This is a genomic window from Flagellimonas aurea (assembly GCF_017313785.1).
Taxonomy (GTDB): Bacteria; Bacteroidota; Bacteroidia; order Flavobacteriales; family Flavobacteriaceae; genus Flagellimonas; species Flagellimonas aurea.
On the sequence record NZ_JAFLNL010000001.1, the window covers coordinates 326,848 to 351,956 of the forward strand.

The following is a 25,109-nucleotide window of genomic DNA, read 5'->3' on the forward strand; positions in this document are numbered from 1 at the left end:
TACAACTTTCGAAATTAACCCTCGAGCCTTTGGTCCTTTATCTTGGTCCCAGGACATTCATTGTTACATAAATATCTATCCGCATGCGCCTTGTCCACCACTCTACGGATTGGTTCGACCATTTTCTTGAAATTCCCATCCGACCAGACAATCCTTTGCTGTGGATTATGGCCAACTCCTGCGGAATCTTCATGAACGAATCATTTTTGAAGAAATACCGTTTCAAAAAAAAGCAAAGGAAAAAAGGTTATTTAAACAAAATCGCCACCGCACCGATCGCCGTCACGATCAAAATAAAGCGCTTATAATTCTTTTCGTTGATTTTCTTCACCAAGAAAACACCCAAAACCAACCCAATAAGAATGGCGGGCAGTAGCCTTAAGTTTACCAGAAGGCTTTCAATCGTAACCGTTTTCCAAACAAATACATGAAAGGGAAGTTTGAATAAATTAGTGATGAAGAACAGCCACGCAGCCGTACCCACAAATTCGTTCTTGGGCAATCGCATTGCCAAAAAGAAAATATTGGTGAAGGCCCCGGCCAAGTTGCCGATCATGGTACAGATTCCGGCCAAAATTCCCATGGAGCCCGAAAACAACCAATGGGTGGGCACGGTTTGGGACTTTCTTCTGTCCCACCAAATGAGCATCGCCAAACTTATAAATATCACGATCACCATTCCCCATTTAAATTCCCATTCAGGGAGGTCCTTGCCGACCAAAACCCCGATGAGTATTCCAAGAATCATCCATGGAATAAACTTAAAAATATATTTCCATTGGGCATGCCGGTTGTAATAGACCACCGCAAAAATATCCCCAACAATGAGAAGTGGAATAAAAAGCCCCGTGGAAGCTCTCGAGCCAAAGGCCAAGGCCATAAGGGTCACATTGAAAATGGACATCCCCTTAAGCCCTGCTTTGGAGACCCCCATTAAAAAGGCAGCAGTAGCGGCCATGGTCCATGCAGCAACAGAAATATCCGAAAAAGTTGAAAGAAACATGAGGATTTTTTTGCAGGTTCACAAAAGTAACCCAAAAAAACTATCTTTAACTCCAGCCAAACTAAACAAATGAAATTAGAGCTTTTAGATTACACCATCATTTTTGGATTTTTTGCCCTAGTCCTTTTTATTGGAATATATGTTTCAAAAAAATCCGGACAAAATTCAACAGAGTACTTTTTATCTGGCCGAAGTATGCCCTGGTGGCTTTTGGGATTATCCATGGTCGCAACCACTTTTTCGACGGATACGCCCAACTTGGTCACCGATTTGGTCCGCTCCAATGGAGTTTCGGGAAACTGGGGATGGTGGTGCTTTTTGTTGACAGGGATGTTGACCGTTTTTGTGTACGCCAAACTTTGGAGAAAATCCAATGTGAAAACGGATCTGGAATTTTACGAATTGCGATATGGGGGGAAGGCAGCAAGTTTTTTAAGAAAGTTCAGGGCCATTTATCTTGGGGTCTTGTTTAATGTGATCACCATGGCTTCCGTCACCTTGGCCGCTATAAAGATAGGTGGCGTTATGTTGGGGCTGGAGCCTTGGGTAACCGTGGTAAGTGCAGGCCTGATCACTGTTGTTTTTAGTGCTCTTGGTGGATTTAAGGGCGTTGTCTATAGTGATTTTTTCCTGTTTTTTATGGCAATGGCCGGGGCAATAGGAGCTGCCTATTATCTGGTTAATTTGCCCGAAGTAGGCGGATTGCAAGCAGTTTTAGAGAATGAAAACGTAAAAGATAAATTGGGCATACTCCCCGATTTTAGCGATAAAAAAGCCTTGATCACCGCACTGATCATACCCTTGGCGGTACAATGGTGGAGTTCTTGGTACCCTGGCGGGGAACCTGGTGGCGGTGGCTATATCGCACAACGAATGTTAGCGGCAAAAAATGAAAACCACGCCATTGGGGCCACCTTCTTCTTTAATATTATGCACTATGCGCTAAGACCTTGGCCATGGATTTTGGTCGCTTTGGCATCTTTGGTGGTCTATCCGGACATAGCAAGCATACACGAAGCATTCCCCAATGTGACGGAAGATAAGTTAGGACATGACTTGGCTTATTCCGCTATGATGACAAAACTGCCGACAGGTCTTTTAGGTGTGGTTCTAGCCTCTCTGGTGGCGGCCTATATGTCCACAATTTCAACCCAATTGAACTGGGGGTCGTCCTACATAGTATATGACTTTTATAAGCAACAGATAAATCCAGAGGCCACAGAAAAACAAATGGTAAATGTGGGACGGATATCCACCGTACTATTAATGGTATTGAGTGCGTTTTTGGCGTTGGCCCTACAGGATGCCATGGGTGTTTTCAATCTATTATTGTCTTTTGGCGCCGGAACCGGACTAATTTTCATATTAAGGTGGTTCTGGTGGCGCATCAACGCTTGGAGTGAAATTACGGCCATGTTTTCTTCAGGTATCCTAGCGGTTTTATTGGAGACAACTCCTTTGAGAGGGTATTTGTTTTCCCCCGAGACCGGAATTTTTCCAGAATGGGCCGATTTACCATTTATAATGTTAGTGACCACAATTATATGGCTAACGGCCACATTTGTTACCCAACCAGAAAGCAAAGAGGTGCTTCGAAACTTCTATCTAAAAATTCAACCAGGAGGTCCGGGCTGGGCCAAAATTGTGGATGAAGCCAAAGAGGACAACGTGGAAATAGTCAAGACCAACGAAAAGTGGGGCGTACCATCCGGAATCAAAGCGATGTTATCCGGTGTTGTATTGATTTACTCCATCATGTTTGCCACTGGCTATTGGATTTATGGGGAATATCAACTGGCCATCGTTCTTACCTTTGTGGTCGCCCTTTCCGCTTTTGTACTATTAAAGGTATGGCAAGGAATGAAAAATGTGTTTTAGCGGGTTACCCTCGCAACTCCAATAATCTGGAGACATATTTTCCGACCACATCGAACTCCAAGTTGATGGTGTCACCTACTTTGTAGGTATGGAAACGTGTGTGCCCGTGTGTATAAGGAATAATCGCAACACTAAAACTGTCTTTTTTGGAATCCACAACGGTCAAACTGACCCCATCTACCGTGATGGAACCCTTTTCGATGGTCACATTATTCAGCTTGGGGTCGTATGCAAATGTGTAGACCCAACTCCCATCTTTCTCTTCAACGGATTTGCAGGTAGCCGTTTGGTCCACATGCCCTTGAACAATATGTCCATCCAAACGCGCGCCGAGCAACATGGCCCGCTCCAAATTGACCAGTTCACCAACCTTCAGGTCGCCTAAATTGGTTTTGCTCAGGGTTTCTTCGATTGCTGTTACGGTATACTGATCGGCGTCAATGGAAACCACGGTAAGGCATACCCCGTTGTGCGAAACACTCTGGTCTATTTTTAATTCAGAAGTAATGGTGGAGGATACAGTAATATGAAGATTCCCACCCTCTTTTTCCAGCTTTTCAACTTTCCCCAAAGTCTCTATGATTCCTGTGAACATGTGTCTTATTAATTGACTAGTTTTGTAGTGCAAAAGTAGCCATAACGGCATTCATTTTATGAAGGAAACAGAAAAAATCAGGTTAGGGATATCCATTGGGGACATTAACGGTATCGGATGCGAAGTTGCGTTAAAAACATTTGAGGATGCAAGAATGTTGGACTTTTGCACACCTGTACTATTTGCTTCCAACAAGATTGTTTCACAACAGATCAAAGATTTTGGGCTGGACATCAAGTTCAATGGTGTACGTGATGCAGACCAAGCCCTGGACGGAAAAGTCAATATTGTAAATATTAGCAAGGAAGTTCCCAATTTGGAATATGGGCAGGCGACAAAGGAAGCGGGTGAATTTGCCATTACATCATTGAAGGCCGCCGTGAATGCCCTAAAAGAAAATAAGATCGATGTTTTGGTCACGGCGCCCATCAACAAAAACAATATTCAGTCCGAAGATTTCAAATTCCCCGGTCATACGGACTTCTTGGCCCAAGAGTTGAAAGGCGAGAGCCTTATGTTTATGGTGACCAACGAACTTCGTGTTGGTTTGCTTACCGACCACATTGCAGTAAAGGATGTGGCAAAGGCCATCACCCCAAACCTTATCCGAAACAAAGTCGCCACCATGGAGGAATCCCTAAAAATGGATTTTGGCATCCGTAAACCCAAAATTGCCCTGTTGGGCATTAATCCGCACAGTGGAGACAACGGAACCATTGGAGAAGAGGACGATAAAATTTTGAAACCGACCATTAAAGAATTGTTCAACAAGGGAACCTTGGTGTACGGCCCCTACTCGGCCGATAGTTTTTTTGGCTCGGACAACCATAAGAATTTCGATGCCGTATTGGCCGCCTACCATGATCAAGGGTTGATTCCCTTTAAAACGCTCTCTTTTGGAAAGGGGGTCAATTACACCGCAGGCTTGGACAAAGTAAGGACTTCTCCCGATCACGGTACCGCTTACGAAATCGCGGGCAAGGGAAAAGCAGATGACAGTTCGTTTAAAGAAGCAGTTTTTACTGCCATTCAAGTTTTTAAACATCGTACTGAATATCAGGAACTGACCGAAAACCCACTAAAAAAGCAGAAAATCAAGCGTGGAGGGTAAAAAGTTACATTCATTTTGGATATTTGTTGTAGCAAGAATTGCAGTTTTGTAAATTAGTAGTATCTTTGCACCCGCCTTTAAAGGCTGGTACACAAACCTTAAGTGTAGAAATGATGAAGCTGAAAGAGTTTAATATCCCTTTTTCAGGTCTGAAGCTGGGAAAACATAACTTTGTGTACGAAATTGATGATGCGTTCTTTGAATCTTTTGACTACCAAGAATTTAACGGAGCTTCCGTTCATGTAGATGCCATTTTGGAAAAAATGAGCACCATGATGGAACTTCAGATTGAAGCGGAGGGAACCATAAACGTGGATTGTGATCTAACGGGCGAACCATTTGACCAGCCTATTGATTCCAAATTAAAACTAGTCGTCAAGTTTGGCGAAGCGTATAATGATGAAGACGATGAAATCCTCATCATTCCACATGGAGAACACCAATTCAATATTGCACAGTACATATACGAAATGTTGGTGCTGGCCGTTCCACAAAAAAGGGTTCACCCTGGCGTGGAAGATGGCACATTGCAATCGGATATCTTGGACAAGCTCGAAGAGCTTCAGCCAAAAGAGAACACAAAACCATCAGAAGACACAGACCCCAGGTGGGACGATTTAAAAAAGTTACTAACGGATAAATAGGTTTATAATGGCACATCCTAAAAGAAAAATATCAAAAACCAGAAGGGACAAAAGAAGAACCCACTACAAAGCAGTTGCGCCAACGATTGCCAAGGACTCAACAACAGGTGAAATGCACTTGTTCCACAGAGCTCACTGGCACGAAGGCAAATTGTACTACAGAGGTCAGGTTTTGATCGACAAAACAGAAGAGGAAACAGCGGCCTAACCGCAAACACCTTAAAATAAAGCAACTCCCGTTCAATTCGTATCGGGAGTTTTTTTATGGGCCCGCGTTAACACCCAAAAACGATTAATTTTGCCCATAAAGTCATATAAAATGACTAATTTTCACCGCTTTTGGGTCAAATTTGATTCTTTTTGACAATAAAGAGAGGCTAAAATGAAGAAAACAACAGCAGCAATAACAGCTGTAGGAGGATATGTTCCCGATTTTGTGCTTTCCAATAAAGTACTGGAAACCATGGTAGACACCAACGATGAATGGATAACTACCAGAACCGGAATCAAGGAACGAAGAATCCTAAAAGAAGAGAATGCAGGAACATCCTTTATGGCCATAAAAGCCGCAGAGGACCTGCTTCACAAAAGAGGCATTGAAGCTTCCGAAATAGATTTTGTGCTTGTAGCAACCGCAACCCCCGACTTGCCCGTAGCATCGACCGCTGCATATGTGGCTTCAGAAATTGGTGCTGTAAACGCTTTTGCCTACGACTTGCAGGCAGCGTGCTCCAGCTTTTTGTACGGGATGTCTACCGCGGCCAGTTATATAGAATCCGGTAGGTATAAAAAAGTATTGGTCATAGGGGCGGATAAAATGTCTTCCATAATAGATTATACGGATAGGACCACATGTATTATTTTTGGTGATGGTGCCGGTGCGGTTCTTTTTGAGCCCAATGAGGAAGGATTGGGGCTTCAGGACGAATACCTACGTTCCGATGGTATTGGTCGTCAATTTTTAAAGATTGATGCAGGAGGATCTATTCTCCCAGCTTCCGAGGAAACGGTAAAGAACAAACAACACTATGTTTACCAAGACGGTAAGTCCGTTTTTAAATTTGCGGTATCCAATATGGCAGATGTATCGGCGCTGATCATGGAGCGGAACAATTTGACGAAAGACGATGTACAATGGTTGGCCCCGCATCAGGCCAATAAACGCATCATCGATGCCACAGCCAATCGAATGGGAGTTGAGGCCGATAAAGTCTTGATCAACATCGACCGTTACGGAAATACGACATCCGCAACATTGCCCTTGTTGTTGTACGACTTCGAGAAGCAGTTAAAAAAAGGAGATAACATAATTTTTGCCGCCTTTGGAGGTGGTTTTACATGGGGTTCCATTTATTTAAAATGGGCCTATAACTCATAATCACGCAACTAACAAATTATATTCCATGGACATTAAGGAAATTCAAAGTTTAATCAAGTTTGTCGCCAAATCCGGTGCCAGCGAGGTGAAGCTGGAAATGGAGGATATCAAGATCACCATTCGAACGGGAAGTGCCGGTTCAGGTTCACCAGAAACCACAATTGTTCAACAGATTCCTGTTCCCCAAACAGCAGCAGCTCCGGCAGCCCAAGCACCAGCGGCCCAGGAAGCACCTGCACAAACACCATCCGAACCTAAAAAAGCGGATGATGACTCCAAATACATTACTATTAAATCTCCTATCATAGGAACCTTTTATAGAAAACCTTCACCTGATAAACCTGCATTTGTCGAAGTTGGAACTTCCATTAAAAAAGGAGATGTTCTTTGTGTGATAGAGGCAATGAAACTTTTCAACGATATCGAATCGGAAGTTTCAGGTAAAATTGTGAAGATTTTGGTTGACGATTCCTCTCCTGTTGAGTTTGACCAACCATTGTTCTTGGTAGACCCATCATAGTGAATTTTAAATGATAGATTTGGGACGGCCCGACCGTTGTCCTAAACCATTTAAGATTTAGAATTCCTAATTTAAGATTGTGTTCTATGTTTAAAAAAATATTGATTGCAAATAGGGGCGAAATTGCCTTGCGGATCATAAGGACCTGCAAGGAAATGGGCATTAAAACGGTGGCCGTTTACTCCAAGGCAGATGAGGAAAGCCTTCATGTACGTTTTGCCGACGAAGCCGTTTGTATTGGTCCCGCACCCAGCAGTGAGTCTTATCTGAAGATTCCAAATATTATAGCGGCGGCCGAAATCACCAACGCCGACGCCATTCACCCGGGGTATGGATTCCTTTCCGAAAACTCCAAGTTCTCCAAAATATGTGCCGAGCACGATATCAAATTCATTGGTGCATCCGGCGATCAGATTGATAAAATGGGGGACAAGGCTACCGCAAAGGAAACCATGAGAAAGGCCGGAGTACCTACCGTACCCGGTTCCCAAGGTCTTCTTAAGGATGTTGATCATGCCAAAAAGGAAGCCAAAAAAATGGGTTACCCCGTCATGATCAAAGCTACCGCCGGTGGTGGTGGAAAGGGAATGCGGGCCATCTGGTCCGAAGACCAAATGGAGAAAAACTTCAACAGTGCCGTTACCGAAGCGACCGCAGCTTTTGGAAACGGTGGAATGTACATGGAAAAACTGATCGAGGAACCTCGCCATATCGAAATCCAAATTGTTGGTGATCAATATGGAAAGGCCTGTCACTTATCCGAAAGGGATTGTTCCGTGCAACGTAGGCACCAAAAGCTTACCGAGGAGACCCCATCCCCGTTTATGACGGACAAACTCCGTGAAGATATGGGAAAAGCTGCTGTCAAAGCAGCTGAGTACATTAAATACGAAGGAGCGGGAACCATTGAATTTTTGGTGGACAAGCACCGAAATTTCTACTTTATGGAGATGAACACCCGTATTCAGGTGGAGCACCCGATTACTGAGCAAGTTGTGGATTATGACTTGATCCGTGAGCAGATTTTGGTTGCAGGTGGTGTGCCAATTTCAGGTAAAAACTATTATCCTAAACTACATTCCATCGAGTGTAGGATCAATGCGGAAGACCCTTATAACGACTTTAGGCCTTCTCCCGGCAAAATTACAACGCTTCATACTCCAGGGGGGCACGGTGTTCGTTTGGACACCCATGTGTACAGTGGTTATATGATTCCTCCGAACTATGATTCGATGATCGCCAAGTTGATTACCACCGCCCAAACAAGGGAAGAGGCCATCAATAAAATGAGAAGGGCCTTGGACGAGTTCGTGATCGAAGGCATAAAGACAACTATTCCGTTCCATCGCCAGTTGATGGATCATCCAGATTATTTGGCAGGTAACTATACCACCAAATTCATGGAGGATTTTAAAATGGATCCAAAATATAAAGAAGAACATTAATCAAAGCCCCGAATTTATCGGGGCTTTTCTTTTATGCAATTAAGTTACTGGGAATATAAAAGTTGGTTTTCCAATGTTGATTTTACCGTAATAGGCAGCGGCATCGTCGGTATTAATTGTGCCATACGCCTTAAGGAAAAACACCCTCAAAGTAAGGTTCTAGTATTGGAAAAAGGCAGTTTGCCACAAGGAGCGAGTACCAAAAACGCAGGTTTTGCTTGTTTTGGGAGCGTTTCCGAAATTTTATCCGACCTAAAGCACCATACAGAAGAAGAAGTGCTGAAGCTCGTCCAAAAACGCTGGAACGGGATTCAGAGACTACGACATCTTTTGGGAGATAAGGCCATAGGATTCGAGCTCAACGGAAGTCACGAACTGTTTCCTTTGGAAAAACCTGAGCTTTATGAAAAATGCCTGGAATCCATTCCTTATCTCAACCGTTTGATGGAGCCGATTTTTGCCAAAACCCCTTTTGTCACCAATTCCAATTTCTTCGGTTTCTCCAATGTTCGGGAAAAGTACATCACGCACCAACTGGAAGGGCAATTGGATACGGGAAAGATGATGCGTTCCTTGATCCAAAAATGTGTATCAATGGACATACCGATTTTAAACGGGGTAATGGCGCAAGACGTAACAGATTCCAATGGCGTTGGAATCATCAGAACAACCGACTTCGTGTTCCAGTCCAAGAAAGTATTCGTGGCCACCAACGGGTTTGCATCCAAACTATTACCGTCAGAAACCGTAAAACCTGCAAGAGCCCAAGTTTTGATTACGGAGCCCATCAAAAATCTGCATATAAAAGGTACCTTCCATTTTGATGAGGGGTATTACTATTTCCGAAATATTGATGAACGGATTCTGTTCGGCGGCGGAAGAAACCTTGAATTTGATACTGAGGAAACCATGGAATTTGGGGAAACGGAAATTGTCCAAAACAAACTGGAAACCTTGCTTCGCGAAATGATATTGCCCAATTATCCCGTACAAATCGAGCGCAGATGGAGCGGCATTATGGGTGTTGGCGCCCAAAAATCGCCCCTAGTGAAGCAAGTTTCAGATTCTGTTTACTGTGGGGTCCGTTTGGGCGGAATGGGTGTGGCACTCGGCAGCCTTGTGGGCCAAGAACTTGCGGATTTAGCCGATCAATAAAAATCAAGAGCAAACAACAAGTACAAGAATCAATACTTTTTCTGTATTGAGTTTGAACTTTTCTTTTGGTATTATAAATCAAACCATTCTCCCGTCCAACAAATTGATGATTCTGGATCCATATTCCGCATTTTTCTCCGAATGTGTCACCTGGATAATGGTCACCCCTTCTTCATTTAATTGCTTGAATAGCTCCATAATCTCCTCGCCTTGTTTAGAGTTTAAGTTCCCTGTGGGCTCGTCCGCCAAAATCAATTTTGGGCTTGCAATCAAAGCCCTCGCCACCCCGACCAGCTGTTGCTGGCCACCACTAAGTTGAGCTGGGAAAAGGTCTTTTTTGCCCACAATATTGAAACGGTCCAGCATATCGGCTACCATGGCCTTACGTTCGGAGCCTTTGATTTTCTTATAGATCAATGGCATTTCCAAGTTTTCTTTTACCGTAAGCTCATCCAACAAATGATAGGATTGGAATACAAATCCGATGTATTGTTTGTACAGGTTGGACCTATGTTTTTCTTTGAGGGAATGAACGGATTCATCCATAAAATTGTATTCCCCTTCATCAAAATTATCAAGCATCCCGATGACGTTGAGCAATGTGGATTTTCCCGATCCCGAAGGTCCCATTATTGAAATAAACTCTCCTTCTTCCACTTCCAGATTGATATCTTTCAGCAAAAAAATACGTTGGCCTCCCGTAGTGACCCATTTGAATATGTTGTTGAGTTGTAATAGCATAGTATGTTTATTTATTCGTCTTTTAATGATTCAACTGGATTGGCGATAGCGGCTTTAAAACTCTGCCAGCTTACCGTTAAAAAAGTAATCAGAAGTGCTGTTGTTCCCGCCAAAGCGAATATCCACCAACTGAAATTTGTTCTATACGTAAATCCTTCCAACCATTGGTTCATTACGTACCAAGAGCTTGGTATCGCAATGATGAAGGCCAATCCCAACAATTTTACAAAGTCCTTGTTCAATAAGGTTAGCACTTGTGTTATAGTGGCGCCGTTTACCTTTCTTATGCCTATTTCCTTTTTCCGCAGCACAACGGTATATGCCGTAAGGCCAAAAAGTCCCAATGATGCAATAAGAATGGAAAGAACCGTAAAAATCTGAAAGGCCTTTCCAAAGGCTTTGTCCTGTTCATATTGGGCTTCAAATTTTTCATCTAAAAAGGTATAATTGAATGTACTTTGAGGGAAAACCTCATGCCATTTGTTTTCAATTTGACTCAATGCTGTTTCCAATCCTGCAATCGATATAGAAGATTTGTCAATTTTAACCAACAGATTGCTTATGTCATCCTGATATCTGACAATCGTTGGTAAAACGGGTGTTTTTAATCCAAAGTGATAGTAATCTTTGATAATACCTACAACTTTCCATTGATTGTTTCCCCAGAAACTTACAGTTTTATTCAGCAGGTCTTCAGGTGAGGAGATTCCCACTGTTTTTAAAAATGTCTCGTTCACCACAATTTGATTCCCTTCAAACTTGGAATTCAGAACAAAGGTCCCCCCGGCCAAAAATTCAATGTCCATTAAATCAAAGTAATCCGGTTGGGCATGATAGGTATAGAAAATATTGGCTTTGTCACTTCTCCCGTCGGGCAACCAAATTCCACGACTTGAGGACAGATTGTCAAAACTATCACCTGGATACGTTTGGGCGATGGCGGTCTTCTCAATAAAAGGGAAGTCCTCCAATTGCTCTTTTAATACCCTAAAATCATTATTTACCAAAGAATCCGATTGGGTCGAGACCACCGTTCCGTGCAGGGCTATAATTTGACCAACATCGGCACCAATAGGTTGATTATCCAAAAAATTGATTTGTTTGGAGATAATGAATGTCCCGGTCAACAAGACAATTGTAGCAAAAAACTGCGTTACAATAAGTCCTTTTCGAAGCCCGATGCCTTCGGTAGAGGCCCTCACCTTTCCTTTGAGTGCTTTGGCCGGCGAATATCTGCTGAGCAGGAACGCGGGATAAAGTCCCGCCAAAATAACGCCCCCTACTATAAAAATAAAATAAGGGATAAAGCTTACTATAAACCCCCAATCAAGATTAAGCTCATTTCCTATGATGTTGGTATAGAGGGGGAGTACTCCAAAAACTATCGAGAGGGCAATGGCCATGGCGATAAAGTTAAGCAGTAGGGATTCCATTAAAGATTGGACTATGAGCTGCGATTTTTTTGCGCCGGCAACTTTTCTTATGCCTGCTTCCTTTGCCCTTTCCATCGATTTGGTCGTCGAAAGATTAACATAGTTCAACCAAGAAAGAACAAGGATGATAAAAGCGATGGCCGTTAGGAACTTTATTCTCAGAACACTCCCGTTAGCCGTGACTTCATACGGTTTATCGGAATACAAATGAATATCCTCAATAGGTTCTATGTTATGTCTTTCGGTTTCACTTTTTTCAATATCGCTGTCAATTATTTTTTGACGCAAGACATCAATATTGGTGTTTGGAGCCAACTTCAAATAGGTGTAATAATTGTTCATGTTCCAATTTAGCTCATGGGCTGTGGGTCCAAAATCGGTCAATGTTTTTTCGGTCTCGTAGGAAATTAGAAACGAATTTCTATAATGAGCTGTTTCAGGAACATCTTCCATAATACCTGTAACCGTAAGTTGGGTCTCTTTACCGTCTTCAAATACAGAAATTGTTCTTCTTAAAGGGTTTTGGTTCCCAAAAAGTTTTTTGGCAAAAGATTTTGAAAGAACAATGGCATTAGGCTCTGCCAAAACCGTTTTTTTATCTCCCTCTAACAATGGATAATTGAATATGTCAAAATAAGAAGGGTCCGCCAAAGACCCCAATGGCTGCTCCAAGATCTTTTCGCCAACTTTAAAAGCTAATTTTTCAAAATAGTAAAACCTTACATAATCCAGTACTTCAGGGAACATTTCCTTTAAGGCTGGGCCTGACGAATTATACGTCATGGCATCGCCCGGCACATAAGTGTCCCCTTCGAGATAATCCATGTAGATCCTATATACATTTTCGGAACCTTCAAATGTGTCATAGCTCTTTTCATAATTTACATAGAGCATTATAAGAACAAATGAGGCTATCCCCACGGCAAGGCCAAAAATGTTGATGATAGAATACAACTTGTTCTTCAGCAAGTACCTTAGAGCTATTTTTAGATAGTTTTTAAACATGGTTTCCTTTTTTGGTTAAGCTCTCGCCCATCATTTTGTTTGACTTATTCGTCTCGTAAACTCTTTACCGGGTTCGCAGATGCGGCCTTTACCGTTCTGGATCCTACTGTAATAAACGCAATCAATGTAGCTGTAAGCCCTGCCGCAACAAAGAACAAAGGACTCAAGCTTACATGGGAGGCATAGTCCTGCAACCATTCATTTAAAAAATACCAGGATATCGGAGTGGCAATGATGAAGGCCAGACCTACCAATTTTAAAAAATCCTTGGTGAGCAATAGGGCCACAGAGGATATACTGGCGCCGACCACCTTTCGCACTCCGATTTCTTTTGTACGTTGTGCGACCACCAACATGGATATGGCAAATAATCCCAAACAGCTGAGAATAATCCCCAGTATACTGCCACTGGTTATAATGGTGGCCAATGTTTTCTCCCTTTTAAAGGTGCGGTCCACGTTTTCATCCAAAAATGAGCCCAAAAAGTCAGCTTGGGGCTCAATCTTCTCCCACGCGGCTTTTATGGCATCAAAGGATTGCGCGGCATTGTCCGGAGCAATCTTCACATAGGCGTAATACAAATCCCAGTTGCGGTTCAAGAAAAGTGTAAGGGGTTTTACATCCCTTTTTACATCCTGAAAATAATAGTCCTTTATAACCCCAACGACAGAATACGTGACGGAATCATCCATATTGATTCGGATGGACAGCGGGTCATCTTCCCCAAATTGTTTGGCCATACTTTCGTTGATTACCAAACTCAGACTGTCGGTGCTATATTTTTTGTCGAACATGCGTCCTTCCAGAAGCTCGATATCCAAGGTTTTGGCGTAATCGTAATCCACGGTAAGTGCATTTGTAATCAACCCTCTTCCTTTATAATCAAATCCCATGGCACTACTGGTGATGCTGCCATCCTTTCCAAGGCCCAAATTGCTGTCGGAGCCCGAAACGCTGAGAACACCCGGGGCCTGGGAAAGCTCATCGCGCAATAATTCCAGTATGGCATAACTATCCTTTCTTCCGTTCAAGGGAATGGACACCACTTGTTCCTTGTTGTACCCAAGGTCCTTATTCCTCAAAAACTCTATTTGCCCATGAAGGACCAAGGTTCCGCTGATCAATATGATGGCGATCACAAATTGAAGCACGATCAGGCCGTTTCTCAACCGGTTTTTCCCAAAATCCAACTTTCCTTTTAGTGCCCTCAAGGTGCTGAGCTTGCTCAAAATCAATGCAGGATAACCTCCGGCAATAAGGGTGATCACAAAAATCGATATAACAAATAGTGCTATAATTCCTGGTCGGGTCACGTTGGCAAAGGTGGCCTTGGTGACAAAAAGGGTCTTGAACGGACCAATAAGCAAATTACTGACCAAAAGTCCGAGACCAATAGCAATCAAAAACACAATAAGGCTCTCCATCCAAAACTGGAAAAACAATTGTTTTTTAACGGCCCCAAGGGTTTTGCGCATGCCGATTTCCTTTAATCGCTTTTCGCTCAGGGCAATGTTCATGTTTATGAAGTTGGCACAAACTATAAAAATGATCACCAAGGCAACGCCCAAGATTAAATAGGGGAAAGTATGGGCGGTATCGACCAGACCTTCTTTAAATGTCGCAAAATGAAGGTCCTTTACCGGCAAAAGGTGGAATTGTTTGTATTGACCATTTTCATCGGGCGATGCACCATCCCTTTTATCGCTTTCAATACTTCCCTTGTAATGCAGGTTGGCAAAGGCTCTTGAATTGATTTCAAATTGTTGTGGCGTCATCCCATCTTCCAATTGCAGATAAACGGGGTGAAATTGTGAGTTCCAGACGTCCTTGTTCGATTCATATTCCGGATGGTTCTCAAACGGTATCACAATATCAAAATCGATACTACTATTGGGAGGCGTGTTCTCTAAAATTGATGCAATTGTGAAGGGGTGCTCCTCTCCTCCAATTCGCACCTGAACTACCTTTCCGACCACATCGGTGTTTCCAAACATTTTTGTGGCCGTTTCCTCGGTGATGGAAACCGCGTTTTTGGAGGGCAGGGGATTACCGGTGTTCCCTGCTATAACGGGAAATGTGAAAATATTAAAGAACTCCGCATCCACATATTCTGCATCCAAGTCCAAATCTTTATCATTAAAAGAAATCAGGGCATCTTCACTCAGTGTTCTGGTGGTTCGTTTTATTCCGGGCACTTCTTCCTTGAGGGCACTTGCCAAAGGAACAGGGTTGGATGTGCTGGTCTCGGCTCCCCTAGGGGTCTGGTTGGTCAGGTAGACTTGATAGGCAGAGTCCTTATTTAGATGAAATTGATCAAAGGATAGTTCGAACAATGCAGTCATTGTCAATAAAATGGACACGGCAAACGCACAGGTGAGGCCAACGATATTGGCTACACTGAAAATTTTATTCTTTACCAGATTTCTCCAAGCAATTTTTAGATAGTTCTTGAACATGGTTTTCGTTTTTGATTGGTTACTCTATTCGTTCCTTAAGCTTTCTATCGGATTGATGTTGGCCGTTTTGTATGTTCTTGCCCCGGTTACGGCCATGGCAATAACGGCCATTCCAACGCCGCTGGCCAGGAACACCCACCAGCTTAGTTCGGTCTTGTACGCGAAGCTTTCTATCCATTCCTGCACCAAATACCATGATATGGGCACTGCAACGGCAAAGGCAACCGCTACAAGAATCAAAAATTCCTTGCACAATAAAATATTCAATTGGGCCAGATTGGCACCCAATACTTTTCGCACCCCTATTTCTTTGACCCTTCTTTCAGTGGTATAAACGACTAGGCCCATAAGTCCCAAACAACTGATCAATATGGCCAGGCCTGTGGCCCATTTTAAGAGCTGTACGGTACTTCTTTCCCTTCGGTAAAAGCCTTCCACCAATTCGTCCATGAACTCTACCTGTATCTCTTCATCGGGATAAACCGAAGCCCATGCCTGTTCTACGCCTTCAATGGTTTCGTTCCAATTATCGGTATTATTGCCAAGGTCAAAATGAATGGCATTAAAACTGGAATAATTGCTGTTGCCCCAATCCCCGGTCAGGGCCAATGGTTCAATGTCCGACCTTAACGACCTTTGGTTAAAATCTCGCATTAGTCCCACTACCGGAATTTGTGTGCTGTCCATCTTTAGAAAAGTGCCCACGACCTCAGCGGGATCTTGAAAGCCCAAAGCCTTGGCAAACCTTTCGTTTACAATGTACTCCTTTACACTGTCGTTCAATCTTTCCCTGCCCGCCAACAGGGGTATTCCGTAGGTTTTAAGATAGGTTATGTCCCCCCAGAGCATTTCGGTTTCTTGGTGCATCTCGTTTTCTTCCTTGAAATAGGTCAAAATTGTGGAGGATATATTGTTGGAAGTGGGTGGGTTTCCGCCCCAGCTTACTTTGGAAAGTCCCTTTATCTTCTCCATTTGGGAAAACAACCTTTCTTTTTTTACTTCGGACTTATCGTTCCATGGAAGGCGCACATAGGCCACCGCCTCGGTCTTGATGCCCATGTCCTTGTTCATGACAAAATGCAGTTGTTTGGTGACCAACATCGTTGCTATTACAAATACTTGGGCGACCACAAATTGAAAAACCGTAAGGGTCTTGCGCAAACGCGTGCCTTTGTCTCCTTTTGTAAACTGTCCCTTTAGCACGGCAACCGGTCTAAACTTCGAAAGCACAAATGCGGGATAGAAGCCCGATAATATACTTACAATGGTCACCAACAAAATAATTCCAAGTATCCCTTGCATACTGTATAAAACCGAAAGGTCGATCCCACTTGGTAAAAACTCGGAAAACTGTTGCAACAGGAAAGGAGCCATCAAAAGAGATAGGAGCGTCGCCAGAACGGTCAAAATGAAGGTCTCTCCCAAAAATTGGCGCACCACTTGCTTTTTGGAGCTCCCCAAGGTTTTTCGAATACCGATTTCCTTTGCGCGCGTGAGTGCTTGGGCCGAATTTAGGTTGATGAAGTTGGCGCAGCCCAACAACAATAAAAACAATGCTACAAAGGATAGGCTTGTCAAAACGGTCTTGCTGGCCACATGGTCTGAGTTATTGAATGGGTAATCGCCGCTTTTGCCCCCAAAATGAATTTCAGGCAAGCTTTGCAGCACGAACAACCTTTCATCATCCGCAGCCCAGGCTGCAGTGTTTTTGTGTTCTTTGGCCAAAGCATCCAATCGGGACTGTATGGCGGCCATATCGACCCCTTCTCTGACCTTGAAGAACAATTGGTCTCCAGAGCTTGTGTTGTTCCACTGATCACTGGTCGCAATTTCTTTTTCGCCGAACATTTTTGCGGAGCTCATGGACATGAAATCCGTAAACTTTAAATCGGTGTTTTTTTCAAAATCAGCTACGACTCCCGAAACCTTCACATTGATGGAGTCGTTGTAGACCAAGGTGCTTCCAATCACATCTGTAGGACTTTTTTTGGGGAAATATTTTGCTGCGGTATTCTTGGTCAGCACAACTTGTGCGGGTTCTGATAGTGCAGTTTGTGAATTGCCCGCCAGCCATTGGTAATCAAATAATTGAAAATAGCCCTCGTCGGCAAAAATACCATCGTTCACATTTTTGAGAACCACCTCCTGACTTTTGTTTTCAACTTTTGAAAAATTCGCGCTCATAAAAGGTGCCACCACCTCAACTCCCGAAACCCCGTCCTTGAAGGTCTGCATCAAGGGAACAGGGACACCTCTATTGGTAAACTCATCGTTTCCGGACTTGAAAAGCGATGTGACCCGATATATCCTATCCTTGTCCTTATGGAAGGTGTCGAACGAAAAATCGAAATAAATAATGGCCCCGATGACCAATGCGGAGCAGAGGCCAATGGAAAGACCAACCACATTGATGAAGGAAAACAATTTGTTCTTTAAGATACTTCGCCAGGCTATTTTAAGATGATTGATCAACATGTGATTTGCTTTTTGTGGTTGGTTATTCTGTTCGTAAGCTTTTGACGGGATTCACTACGGCCGCCTTAATACTTTGGTAACTAACGGTTACTATGGCAACTCCAATGGCCAATAATGCGGACAGGGCAAATATCCACCATGGTATCTCTATTCGGTACGAGAAGTCCTGAAGCCATCGGTCCATGGCATACCACCCCAAGGGCAATGCAATAACTATGGCTAGTCCGACCAATTTTAAAAAGTCCGCGGACAACCGGTAGACAATCTGTCCGACACCCGCGCCCAAAACCTTTCTCACTCCGATTTCCTTCACCCGTTTTTGGGCATTGAAAGCAGCAAGCCCAAGCAGGCCCAAGCAGGCTATTACGATGGACAGCAAGGTGAAAACCATGAAGATCTGCCCCAATCGCTGCTCCGCTTCATAACTATTGTTGAAGGAATCGTCCATAAAATAATGTTCAAAGGGCTGTGTAGGTGCCATCTCCCTCCATATATTCTCCACTGCTGCCACGGTTCTTGTCACATCTCCTCCTTCGAGCTTGATGGCCAAATTATCCGGATTTCCGCCGCCATTGAAAAGAGCCAGGGCCCCTACCTCTTCCTTAAGTGTCTCAAAATGAAAATTCTTGACCACTCCGACTACGGTCGACAAAGACCCGTTCTCAAAGTCATTGACAAATTGGGTTCCAATAACACTTTCAGGAGTTTTTCCCAAAACGGCCACAGCTTTTTCATTTAATATGACCGCAGATGAATCGGTCGGGAATTTTGTCACATCAAAGTCCCTTCCATAAACAAGGGAAAGGTTGATTGTGGAGATATAATCATCGTCAACATTCCATTGCTGCATATTGATGGATCTTTCTTGGCTCCTATCCTCTGCCAGCATATAGGTTCCGCTGCTGCGCGAGGATGGCGTGGGCAGGTAACTGCTCAACGTTGCCGTGTTCACCTGACTTAACCGAAGTACTGCATCTTTGAACGCCTGTCTTTTTCCTTCAAGGCCATTAACACCCCCTATGATCAATACTTGGTTTTTTCCATAACCGAGGTCTTTCCCCTGTATAAAACGCAGTTGCTGAAATACCGTTAGGGTCCCCATAATCAGAAATACGGATATACTAAATTGAAGTATGACCAATGCATTTCTTACCCTACCGCCTCCAATGGAGTTGTCCCCTTGACCTTTCAGTACTTTTGCGGCAACAAAACGCGACATGAAGAATGCGGGGTAACTTCCAGAGAACAGACCAAGGACCAATGCTGCTACGATCAAAATCAACCAAAAAACAGGATTGGCATAGGGTATGGACAATTCTTTCCCGGCAAGGTCATTGTACAGTGGCATGACAAGGGCCGCGATCAACAAGGCAAAAATCAATGAGCCCACGGCGATCAGTCCAGATTCGGTCAAAAACTGGCCGATTAATCCACTACGCTGGGATCCCAATGTTTTTCGTATACCCACTTCTTTTGACCGTTTAAGGGAATGGGCCGTGGACAGGTTCATAAAGTTCACGCTAGCCAACACCAAAAGTATCAAAGCGATTGCCCCAAGGATGTACACATTCTTGATATCGCTGACAGTGCTGAACTCCGGGCTTCTTTTGGAGTATAAATGAATATCCCTTAAGGGAATGGTGGAATAGTTAATGTAATTCCCCGACTCCAAAAATTGTTGTTCGGTGATACCGGGAAAGAATTTTTGTGCATAAGGAATAACATACCTCCCGACCATGGCCTGCATTTGGTCCTGAATGTCTTCGCCAGAAACACCGGGGGTTAACTTTACGAACGTATAGTAGTTGTGACTGCCCCATTCTGCCTGTAGGGCATCTTCATAACCGGACATGGCCAAAAAAATGGGTTTGTCCTTAAATATCGAGTTCTTTGGTAGGTCTTCCAATACCCCTGAGACCGTATAAACATCCTCATCATTGATTATCAGTGTTTTTCCGACTGCTTGATCAACAGCAAAATGTTTTTCTGCCGCGGTACGTGTCATAACCAATGTATTGGGCTCCACTAATGCCGTATGTCTATCCCCGTACAAAAGATCGATTCCGAACATATCAAAAAACGTGGAGTCGGCATACGAAACATGGGACTCCCTAACGTTATCCATTTCATCTTGTGGTCGAATAAATACGCTCCCAATATTTCTGAACCTTGTGGCCATTTCAACTTGTGGGATGTCGTTTACCATTGCCCGGGCCATGGGTGCGGATATCTCCGAAACATTTTCTTCGGCGCCCCCAAATTTCGTGTCGGCATTAATACGATAAATGCGTTCCGCATCCGTGAACATGTTATCGTGGTTAAGATCGTCCCAAATGTAAAGGCCGAGCAAAAGCCCACCAGCCATTCCTATTGCTAATCCAAATATGTTAAGGAAGGTGAAGAATGGCTGCTTTTTTAGGCTTCTCCATGCTATTTTGATGTTGTTTTTGAACATGATTCTCGTTTTTTGATTGATTTATTCCGTTCTAAGGCTCTTTATTGGATTTGCACTGGCCGCTCTAATGGCATGGTAACCAATCGTTAATATGGCGGCCGACAAAGTTCCTAATGTGGCCAAAACGAATATCCACCATGACATGGGGGCCCTATAAGCAAAGTTTTCCAACCATTTGTCCATAAACCAGTATGCAAATGGTGAGGCCAAGCAAATGGCAAAAAGCACCAGTTTTAAGAAATCCTTGGATAATAATGTGGTCACGTTTTCTACCGAAGCGCCCAATACTTTTCTAATCCCGATTTCTTTTCTTCGTTGCAATGCCGTGAAAGTGGCCAAGCCGAAAAGTCCCATTACCGCAATCAACATGGCAAAGCCCGTAAAGACTCCAAAAATCTTTGCCAAACGGTCTTCTGCTTTATACTGTGAGTCAAAAACATCGTCGAGAAAATAATATTCGAATGGCTGCTCGTTGTCATATTTCTGATATTTGGCCTTTAGTCCATCCAACATTGTTGGAATATTGGTTTTTGGTCCAACCTTGGCATAGAGCACCCCTCCTTTTTCAAGCCATTTGTAAGAAGGGTCATTCTTTATAAACAGGCATAACGCGCCTATCTTGTGGTGCAGCGAGGAGTAATTAAAATCTTTCAGCACGCCTTTGATTTCATACTGATCATTAATTTTTTGATCAATGGGATCATCTCTTAGGTTTAATCTGGCAATAGCAGCTTGATTAATTATCACGGCAGACCGGTTCCCCATTTTAGCAATAGAGTCCTTAGGTGGTACCGCCCATGAAAGGCCCATCATCGAAACAAAGTCTTTGTTTATGGTAAGCGTTGGCAAAAAAATCATCTCATCACCATTGTCGCTTTGGGCACTCATCATATTATGCCCCTTGTATAGTGGTAAAATACCTGAGCTGGTTTCCACTATTTCCGAAAGGGAGTTCACCTCTTCTTGAAATGCTCCGAAGTGTTTGCCGAGCTTTTCGGAAAAAGGCAGCATTACAATATTTTGCCTATTTACGCCTGTATCGGCGTGCCTGAAATAATCCAGCTGCCCATCCATTACAAATGCACAAATAATAAGGGCTACCGATATACCGAACTGGAAAACAGTGAAAAACTTTCTTAGCGCTATTCCTCCTTGCTGCTTGCTCAATTTTCCCTGTAGTACCACAATGGGCTTAAACGAGGAAAGTAAAATGGCGGGATATGCAGCTGCCAAAAATATGGTCAGTAACAGGAGCAATACAAGTGACATTAGCATTTCGGGGCTAAAAATGAATGCGTTGTCCACTTGGACCCCTAAAAGCTCAAAGAATTTAGGTTGTAGTGTAAGACATAAAAAATAGCCCAAAACGAACGATATGATCGTGTAAAGCGCGGATTCGAAATAGAATTGTTGTGCAATGGCCCTTCTGGGTGCTCCCATTACTTTTCTGACTCCGACCTCCTTTGAACGTGTTGTGGAGCGGGCAGTGGACAAGCTTGCATAGTTTACCAATGCCAATATCAAAATCAAAAGGGCTACCAATGGAAATATGCCGATGTATTTGTTTTTAGCCCAATCCTCACCTAAATGTAGACTCTGTAGTGGCCTCAACAGGTATTTTTTTTGGACATCATCACCTGCGTTCTTTCCAAAGGAATTTAGCAGGCCTGCCTCGACCATTTTAGGGTCGGCCGATCCATCCAACAGGAAAAGTGTGGTGAAGTTCAAGTGCCCTTGTTCAATATCCTCCTTATATTTTTCCATTCCCAACATACTGGAAATGGGCAGGATAAAATCAAAACCTATGCTTGAATTCGAAGGTGGGTCGGCTGAGACCCCTGTAACGGTAAATATCTCATCACCAAAAAGCTGTAGCGGTCTTCCAATAGGATCGCTGTCCGCAAAATACTTTGTGGCCGTCCTTTCGGAAATAACAATACTGTTGGGATTGGCCAATACCTCTCCTTTGTTGCCCTTTATAAGGTTAAAACTGAAGAACTCAAAAAAGTTTGGGTCTGCGAACAAAACCTTATCCTCGGAAAACTTTAACGAAGGGTTCTCTGTATTGGTAACCATAACATTTTCGGAAACCTTTTGATATCTTAGGTATTCTTGGATTCCTGCTACACTTCCTTTACCTTCCGGGGCATCGGAATAATCCAAATACGGTATATGGATGGGGTCCTTACCAAAGGTTATCTTAGTTTCCGCTTGATAAATGTTACTGGCATCGTCATGAAACTTGTCATAGCTCAGCTCATGGCCAACATAAAGAACTATCAGCATACAGGCGGCAAGTCCCATGGATAGGCCGACAATGTTTATTGTTGAATAAACCTTGCTCCTAACAAGCCCTCTCCATGCTATTTTTAGATAGTTCTTGATCATGATCCTGTTCTTATTCCGTTCTCAAACTTTTGACCGGGTTGGATTTTGCCGCACGTATGGCCTGAAAACTTACCGTGAGCACCGTTACCGCGAGGGCTCCGAGCATGGCCAAGCCAAAAATCCACCATTTCAAAATCACCCTGTACGGATATTCTTGAAGCCACCCGTTCATCACATAATAAGCGATGGGGACCGCGATAAAACACGAGATAATCACCAACTTTAAAAAGTCCTTGGACAACATGTTCCACACATTGAATACCGAGGCTCCGAGTACTTTTCGGACCCCTATTTCCTTGGTGCGCTGCTCGGCCACAAAAGAGGTGAGTCCAAAAAGCCCCAAACAGCTTATTAAAATGGCAAGTGCGGTGAAGATCCCGGATAGGGTGCCAATCCGTTCTTCGGACGCAAATTTTTCAGCGTATTCCTCGTCCACAAAATCGTACTGAAAGGGAATGTTCGGGAAATGCTCTTTAAATACCCTCTCGATTACTGTAATGTTCTGGCTGGCACTCTGGGATGGGTTCAATCTCATATTGTAATAGGAAGCATTGCCGTATTTATCAAAAACGTACATCCCTTGTTTCACTGGTTCGTACGGCGATTGTGCGATCATGTCCTGCACCACGCCTATTATCTTTAATGGTGGTGATGGGTCTTCCTCATCATCGTCCTTGATAAACTTTCCTATTGGATTCTTGAGCCCCATATATTTCACGGCCGTTTCATTGATCAACACGGCATTGGAGTCCGAGGGGAACTCCCGTGAAAAATCCCTTCCCTCCACAATCTTTAAGTTGAGACTTTTGGCATATTCAGGGGACACTTCGGTCCATGCCAGATCTTCTTGGAAACCTTCTGGTTTGCCCTCCCAAACAAATCCGCTCCGGTTGGACCAAATGTTAGTGGTCGGGGCGCTGGATGTGGACATTTCCACAACCGCTCCTGAATTGATGAATTCATCCCGCATCAATTCAAACTTGCCCGTAAAATCCTGGCTCATGGTCGGAATCTGGACCAGCCCCTCCTTATCGTACCCAATGGGTCTGTTTTTAGCATAATTGATCTGTTGCATTACGATCACGGTTCCGATGATGAACGCTACGGAAACGGTAAACTGGACCACCACCAAAATCTTTCTTGGTAAACCGGAATGCTTGCCTGCCTTGAAAGTTCCCTTTAAGACATCCACTGGTCTGAACGAGGATAAATAAAGAGCAGGATAGCTGCCCGCCAAAAGAGCTGTGACCGTTATAAAGACCAAGGAAACACCCCAAAATGCAAGGGAGCCCCAAGGGAAGGATATTTCTTTTCTTGCCAAATTATTGAACCCGTTCAAGGACGCCACAACGATCAATACAGCAATTGCAAAGGCAAATGATACCACCAAAAAGGACTCGCCCAAAAACTGGTTGATCAATTGGGAGCGCTGAGACCCGATGGATTTTCTGATCCCCACCTCCTTTGCCCTTTTCTCCGAACGGGCGGTACTGAGATTCATAAAATTGATACAGGCCAAAAGCAATACAAACCCTCCGATAATTCCGAACAGCCAAACATATTTGATTCGGCCCCCTGCTTGCTTCCCGTTTTCGAAACTGCTGCGCAGGTGCCAATCCTCCATTGGAAATAGAAACAATTGGGCGTTGAATTCCCTGGAGTTTTCGTTCAGCTTCTGTTTTACCTCCAGAATTTTTGAGGTAACGGATTCCATGGTCGTATTGTCCGCGATCTGGACAAACATTTGAAACGAATTGTTCCCCCATTGATCTTCGGCATTTTTGATCCATTCGTTCACTGAGACATATTTATCCCATGGCATTATGAATTCTGTGTCATTAAAAGAGGCATTGAAAGGGAGGTCCTCGTAAACTGCCGTGACCATCATATCGTATTGGCTATTTACCTCGATTACCTTTCCAATCGGTTCCTCGTCACCAAAAAGTGCCTTGGCGGTGGACTCGTTCAACATTATGGAGTTGATTTCCCGAACACCGTCCCTTTCTCCCTTCAAAATTTTTATATCAAGGATTTCGGGAGCTTCCCGCTGCATAAAATTGCCTTCGCGAGAAATGCTTGTTTCCTTATATTTTAAATATTGGGAGGTGGTCCAAGAAGACATCACCAAATACTCAAAATTATCCATATAACCATCCCTAAAAGCTTTCTCCAATGGTCTCGGGATAGCGGGCCCGGTTCCGGTTTCCCCATTGAACGTTTGGGATTGGAATATTTGGGCAATTTTGTCCTTATTGGTGTTGTAATCGTTATAGCTCAGCTCATCTTGCACCCACAGGCCGATAATGAGCGTTACCGCCATGCCCAACGCAAGACCTCCTACGTTGATTATGGTATAACCCTTGTTTTTTGCAAGGTTTCTCCAGGCGATTTTAATATAGTTCTTTAGCATGATCGATGGTGTTTTTT

18 protein-coding genes are annotated in these 25,109 nt (G+C 43.6%); 8 read left to right on the top strand and 10 right to left on the bottom strand.

What is annotated here, in order from left to right:
- Positions 1–37: 37 nt before the first annotated feature.
- Positions 38–193: a hypothetical protein gene (locus J0656_RS01470; RefSeq protein ID WP_207030989.1), complete on the bottom strand. Its 156-nt coding sequence runs from the start codon at positions 191–193 to the stop codon at positions 38–40.
- Positions 194–247: 54 nt separating this feature from the next.
- Positions 248–1,003 carry a sulfite exporter TauE/SafE family protein gene (locus J0656_RS01475; protein ID WP_207030991.1) on the bottom strand — a complete coding sequence of 252 codons (756 nt, stop codon included), beginning with the start codon at positions 1,001–1,003 and terminating at the stop codon, positions 248–250.
- 69 nt (positions 1,004–1,072) lie between these two features.
- Here J0656_RS01475 and J0656_RS01480 point away from each other — a divergent pair, with 69 nt between their 5' ends.
- Entirely contained in the window at positions 1,073–2,881 is a 1,809-nt protein-coding gene (locus J0656_RS01480) for a sodium:solute symporter family protein (protein ID WP_207030993.1), read from the top strand.
- 4 nt (positions 2,882–2,885) lie between these two features.
- Here J0656_RS01480 and J0656_RS01485 read toward each other — a convergent pair whose 3' ends face one another.
- Positions 2,886–3,476: a riboflavin synthase gene (locus J0656_RS01485; protein ID WP_207030995.1), complete on the bottom strand. Its 591-nt coding sequence runs from the start codon at positions 3,474–3,476 to the stop codon at positions 2,886–2,888.
- A gap of 58 nt (positions 3,477–3,534) precedes the next feature.
- On the opposite strand from J0656_RS01485, the gene pdxA reads away from it, so the two are divergent.
- The 7 genes from pdxA (at position 3,535) to J0656_RS01520 (ending at position 9,729) form a co-directional block, all read left to right on the top strand.
- Positions 3,535–4,587 (top strand): 4-hydroxythreonine-4-phosphate dehydrogenase PdxA, encoded by a 1,053-nt coding sequence (gene pdxA / locus J0656_RS01490; protein ID WP_207030997.1) that lies wholly within the window; start codon positions 3,535–3,537, stop codon positions 4,585–4,587.
- Between the two features lie 110 nt (positions 4,588–4,697).
- Positions 4,698–5,231: a YceD family protein gene (locus J0656_RS01495; protein WP_207030999.1), complete on the top strand. Its 534-nt coding sequence runs from the start codon at positions 4,698–4,700 to the stop codon at positions 5,229–5,231.
- 7 nt (positions 5,232–5,238) lie between these two features.
- Positions 5,239–5,439, top strand: a complete 201-nt coding sequence (gene rpmF, locus J0656_RS01500) for a 50S ribosomal protein L32 (RefSeq protein ID WP_100816683.1) — start codon at positions 5,239–5,241, stop codon at positions 5,437–5,439.
- Between the two features lie 174 nt (positions 5,440–5,613).
- Complete coding sequence (locus tag J0656_RS01505) at positions 5,614–6,609, top strand: beta-ketoacyl-ACP synthase III (protein WP_207031001.1); 996 nt, start codon at positions 5,614–5,616, stop codon at positions 6,607–6,609.
- Positions 6,610–6,634: 25 nt separating this feature from the next.
- Positions 6,635–7,129, top strand: a complete 495-nt coding sequence (accB, locus tag J0656_RS01510; protein WP_207031003.1) for an acetyl-CoA carboxylase biotin carboxyl carrier protein — start codon at positions 6,635–6,637, stop codon at positions 7,127–7,129.
- Between the two features lie 86 nt (positions 7,130–7,215).
- Positions 7,216–8,574 (top strand): acetyl-CoA carboxylase biotin carboxylase subunit, encoded by a 1,359-nt coding sequence (gene accC, locus J0656_RS01515; RefSeq protein WP_207031005.1) that lies wholly within the window; start codon positions 7,216–7,218, stop codon positions 8,572–8,574.
- A 33-nt stretch (positions 8,575–8,607) separates the two neighbouring features.
- On the top strand, positions 8,608–9,729 hold the full coding sequence (locus tag J0656_RS01520) for an NAD(P)/FAD-dependent oxidoreductase (protein ID WP_207031007.1): 1,122 nt from the start codon (positions 8,608–8,610) through the stop codon (positions 9,727–9,729).
- A 78-nt stretch (positions 9,730–9,807) separates the two neighbouring features.
- On the opposite strand, the gene J0656_RS01525 is transcribed toward J0656_RS01520, so the two are convergent.
- Genes J0656_RS01525 through J0656_RS01555 form a run of 7 tightly spaced genes read right to left on the bottom strand, consistent with a single transcriptional unit; the run spans position 9,808 to position 25,092 of the window.
- Positions 9,808–10,470: an ABC transporter ATP-binding protein gene (locus J0656_RS01525; RefSeq protein ID WP_207031009.1), complete on the bottom strand. Its 663-nt coding sequence runs from the start codon at positions 10,468–10,470 to the stop codon at positions 9,808–9,810.
- Positions 10,471–10,481: 11 nt separating this feature from the next.
- The gene (locus tag J0656_RS01530) at positions 10,482–12,908 is read right to left on the bottom strand and encodes an ABC transporter permease (RefSeq protein ID WP_207031010.1); all 2,427 of its coding nucleotides are present in this window, start codon (positions 12,906–12,908) and stop codon (positions 10,482–10,484) included.
- A 44-nt stretch (positions 12,909–12,952) separates the two neighbouring features.
- The gene (locus J0656_RS01535; protein WP_207031011.1) at positions 12,953–15,364 is read right to left on the bottom strand and encodes an ABC transporter permease; all 2,412 of its coding nucleotides are present in this window, start codon (positions 15,362–15,364) and stop codon (positions 12,953–12,955) included.
- A gap of 24 nt (positions 15,365–15,388) precedes the next feature.
- Complete coding sequence (locus J0656_RS01540; RefSeq protein ID WP_207031012.1) at positions 15,389–17,839, bottom strand: FtsX-like permease family protein; 2,451 nt, start codon at positions 17,837–17,839, stop codon at positions 15,389–15,391.
- Positions 17,840–17,861: 22 nt separating this feature from the next.
- A complete protein-coding gene (locus J0656_RS01545) occupies positions 17,862–20,294 on the bottom strand; it encodes an ABC transporter permease (protein ID WP_207031013.1) in 2,433 nt (810 codons plus the stop codon).
- A 21-nt stretch (positions 20,295–20,315) separates the two neighbouring features.
- Positions 20,316–22,682: an ABC transporter permease gene (locus J0656_RS01550; protein ID WP_207031014.1), complete on the bottom strand. Its 2,367-nt coding sequence runs from the start codon at positions 22,680–22,682 to the stop codon at positions 20,316–20,318.
- Positions 22,683–22,692: 10 nt separating this feature from the next.
- Positions 22,693–25,092 carry an ABC transporter permease gene (locus J0656_RS01555; protein WP_207031015.1) on the bottom strand — a complete coding sequence of 800 codons (2,400 nt, stop codon included), beginning with the start codon at positions 25,090–25,092 and terminating at the stop codon, positions 22,693–22,695.
- Positions 25,093–25,109 lie beyond the last annotated feature (17 nt).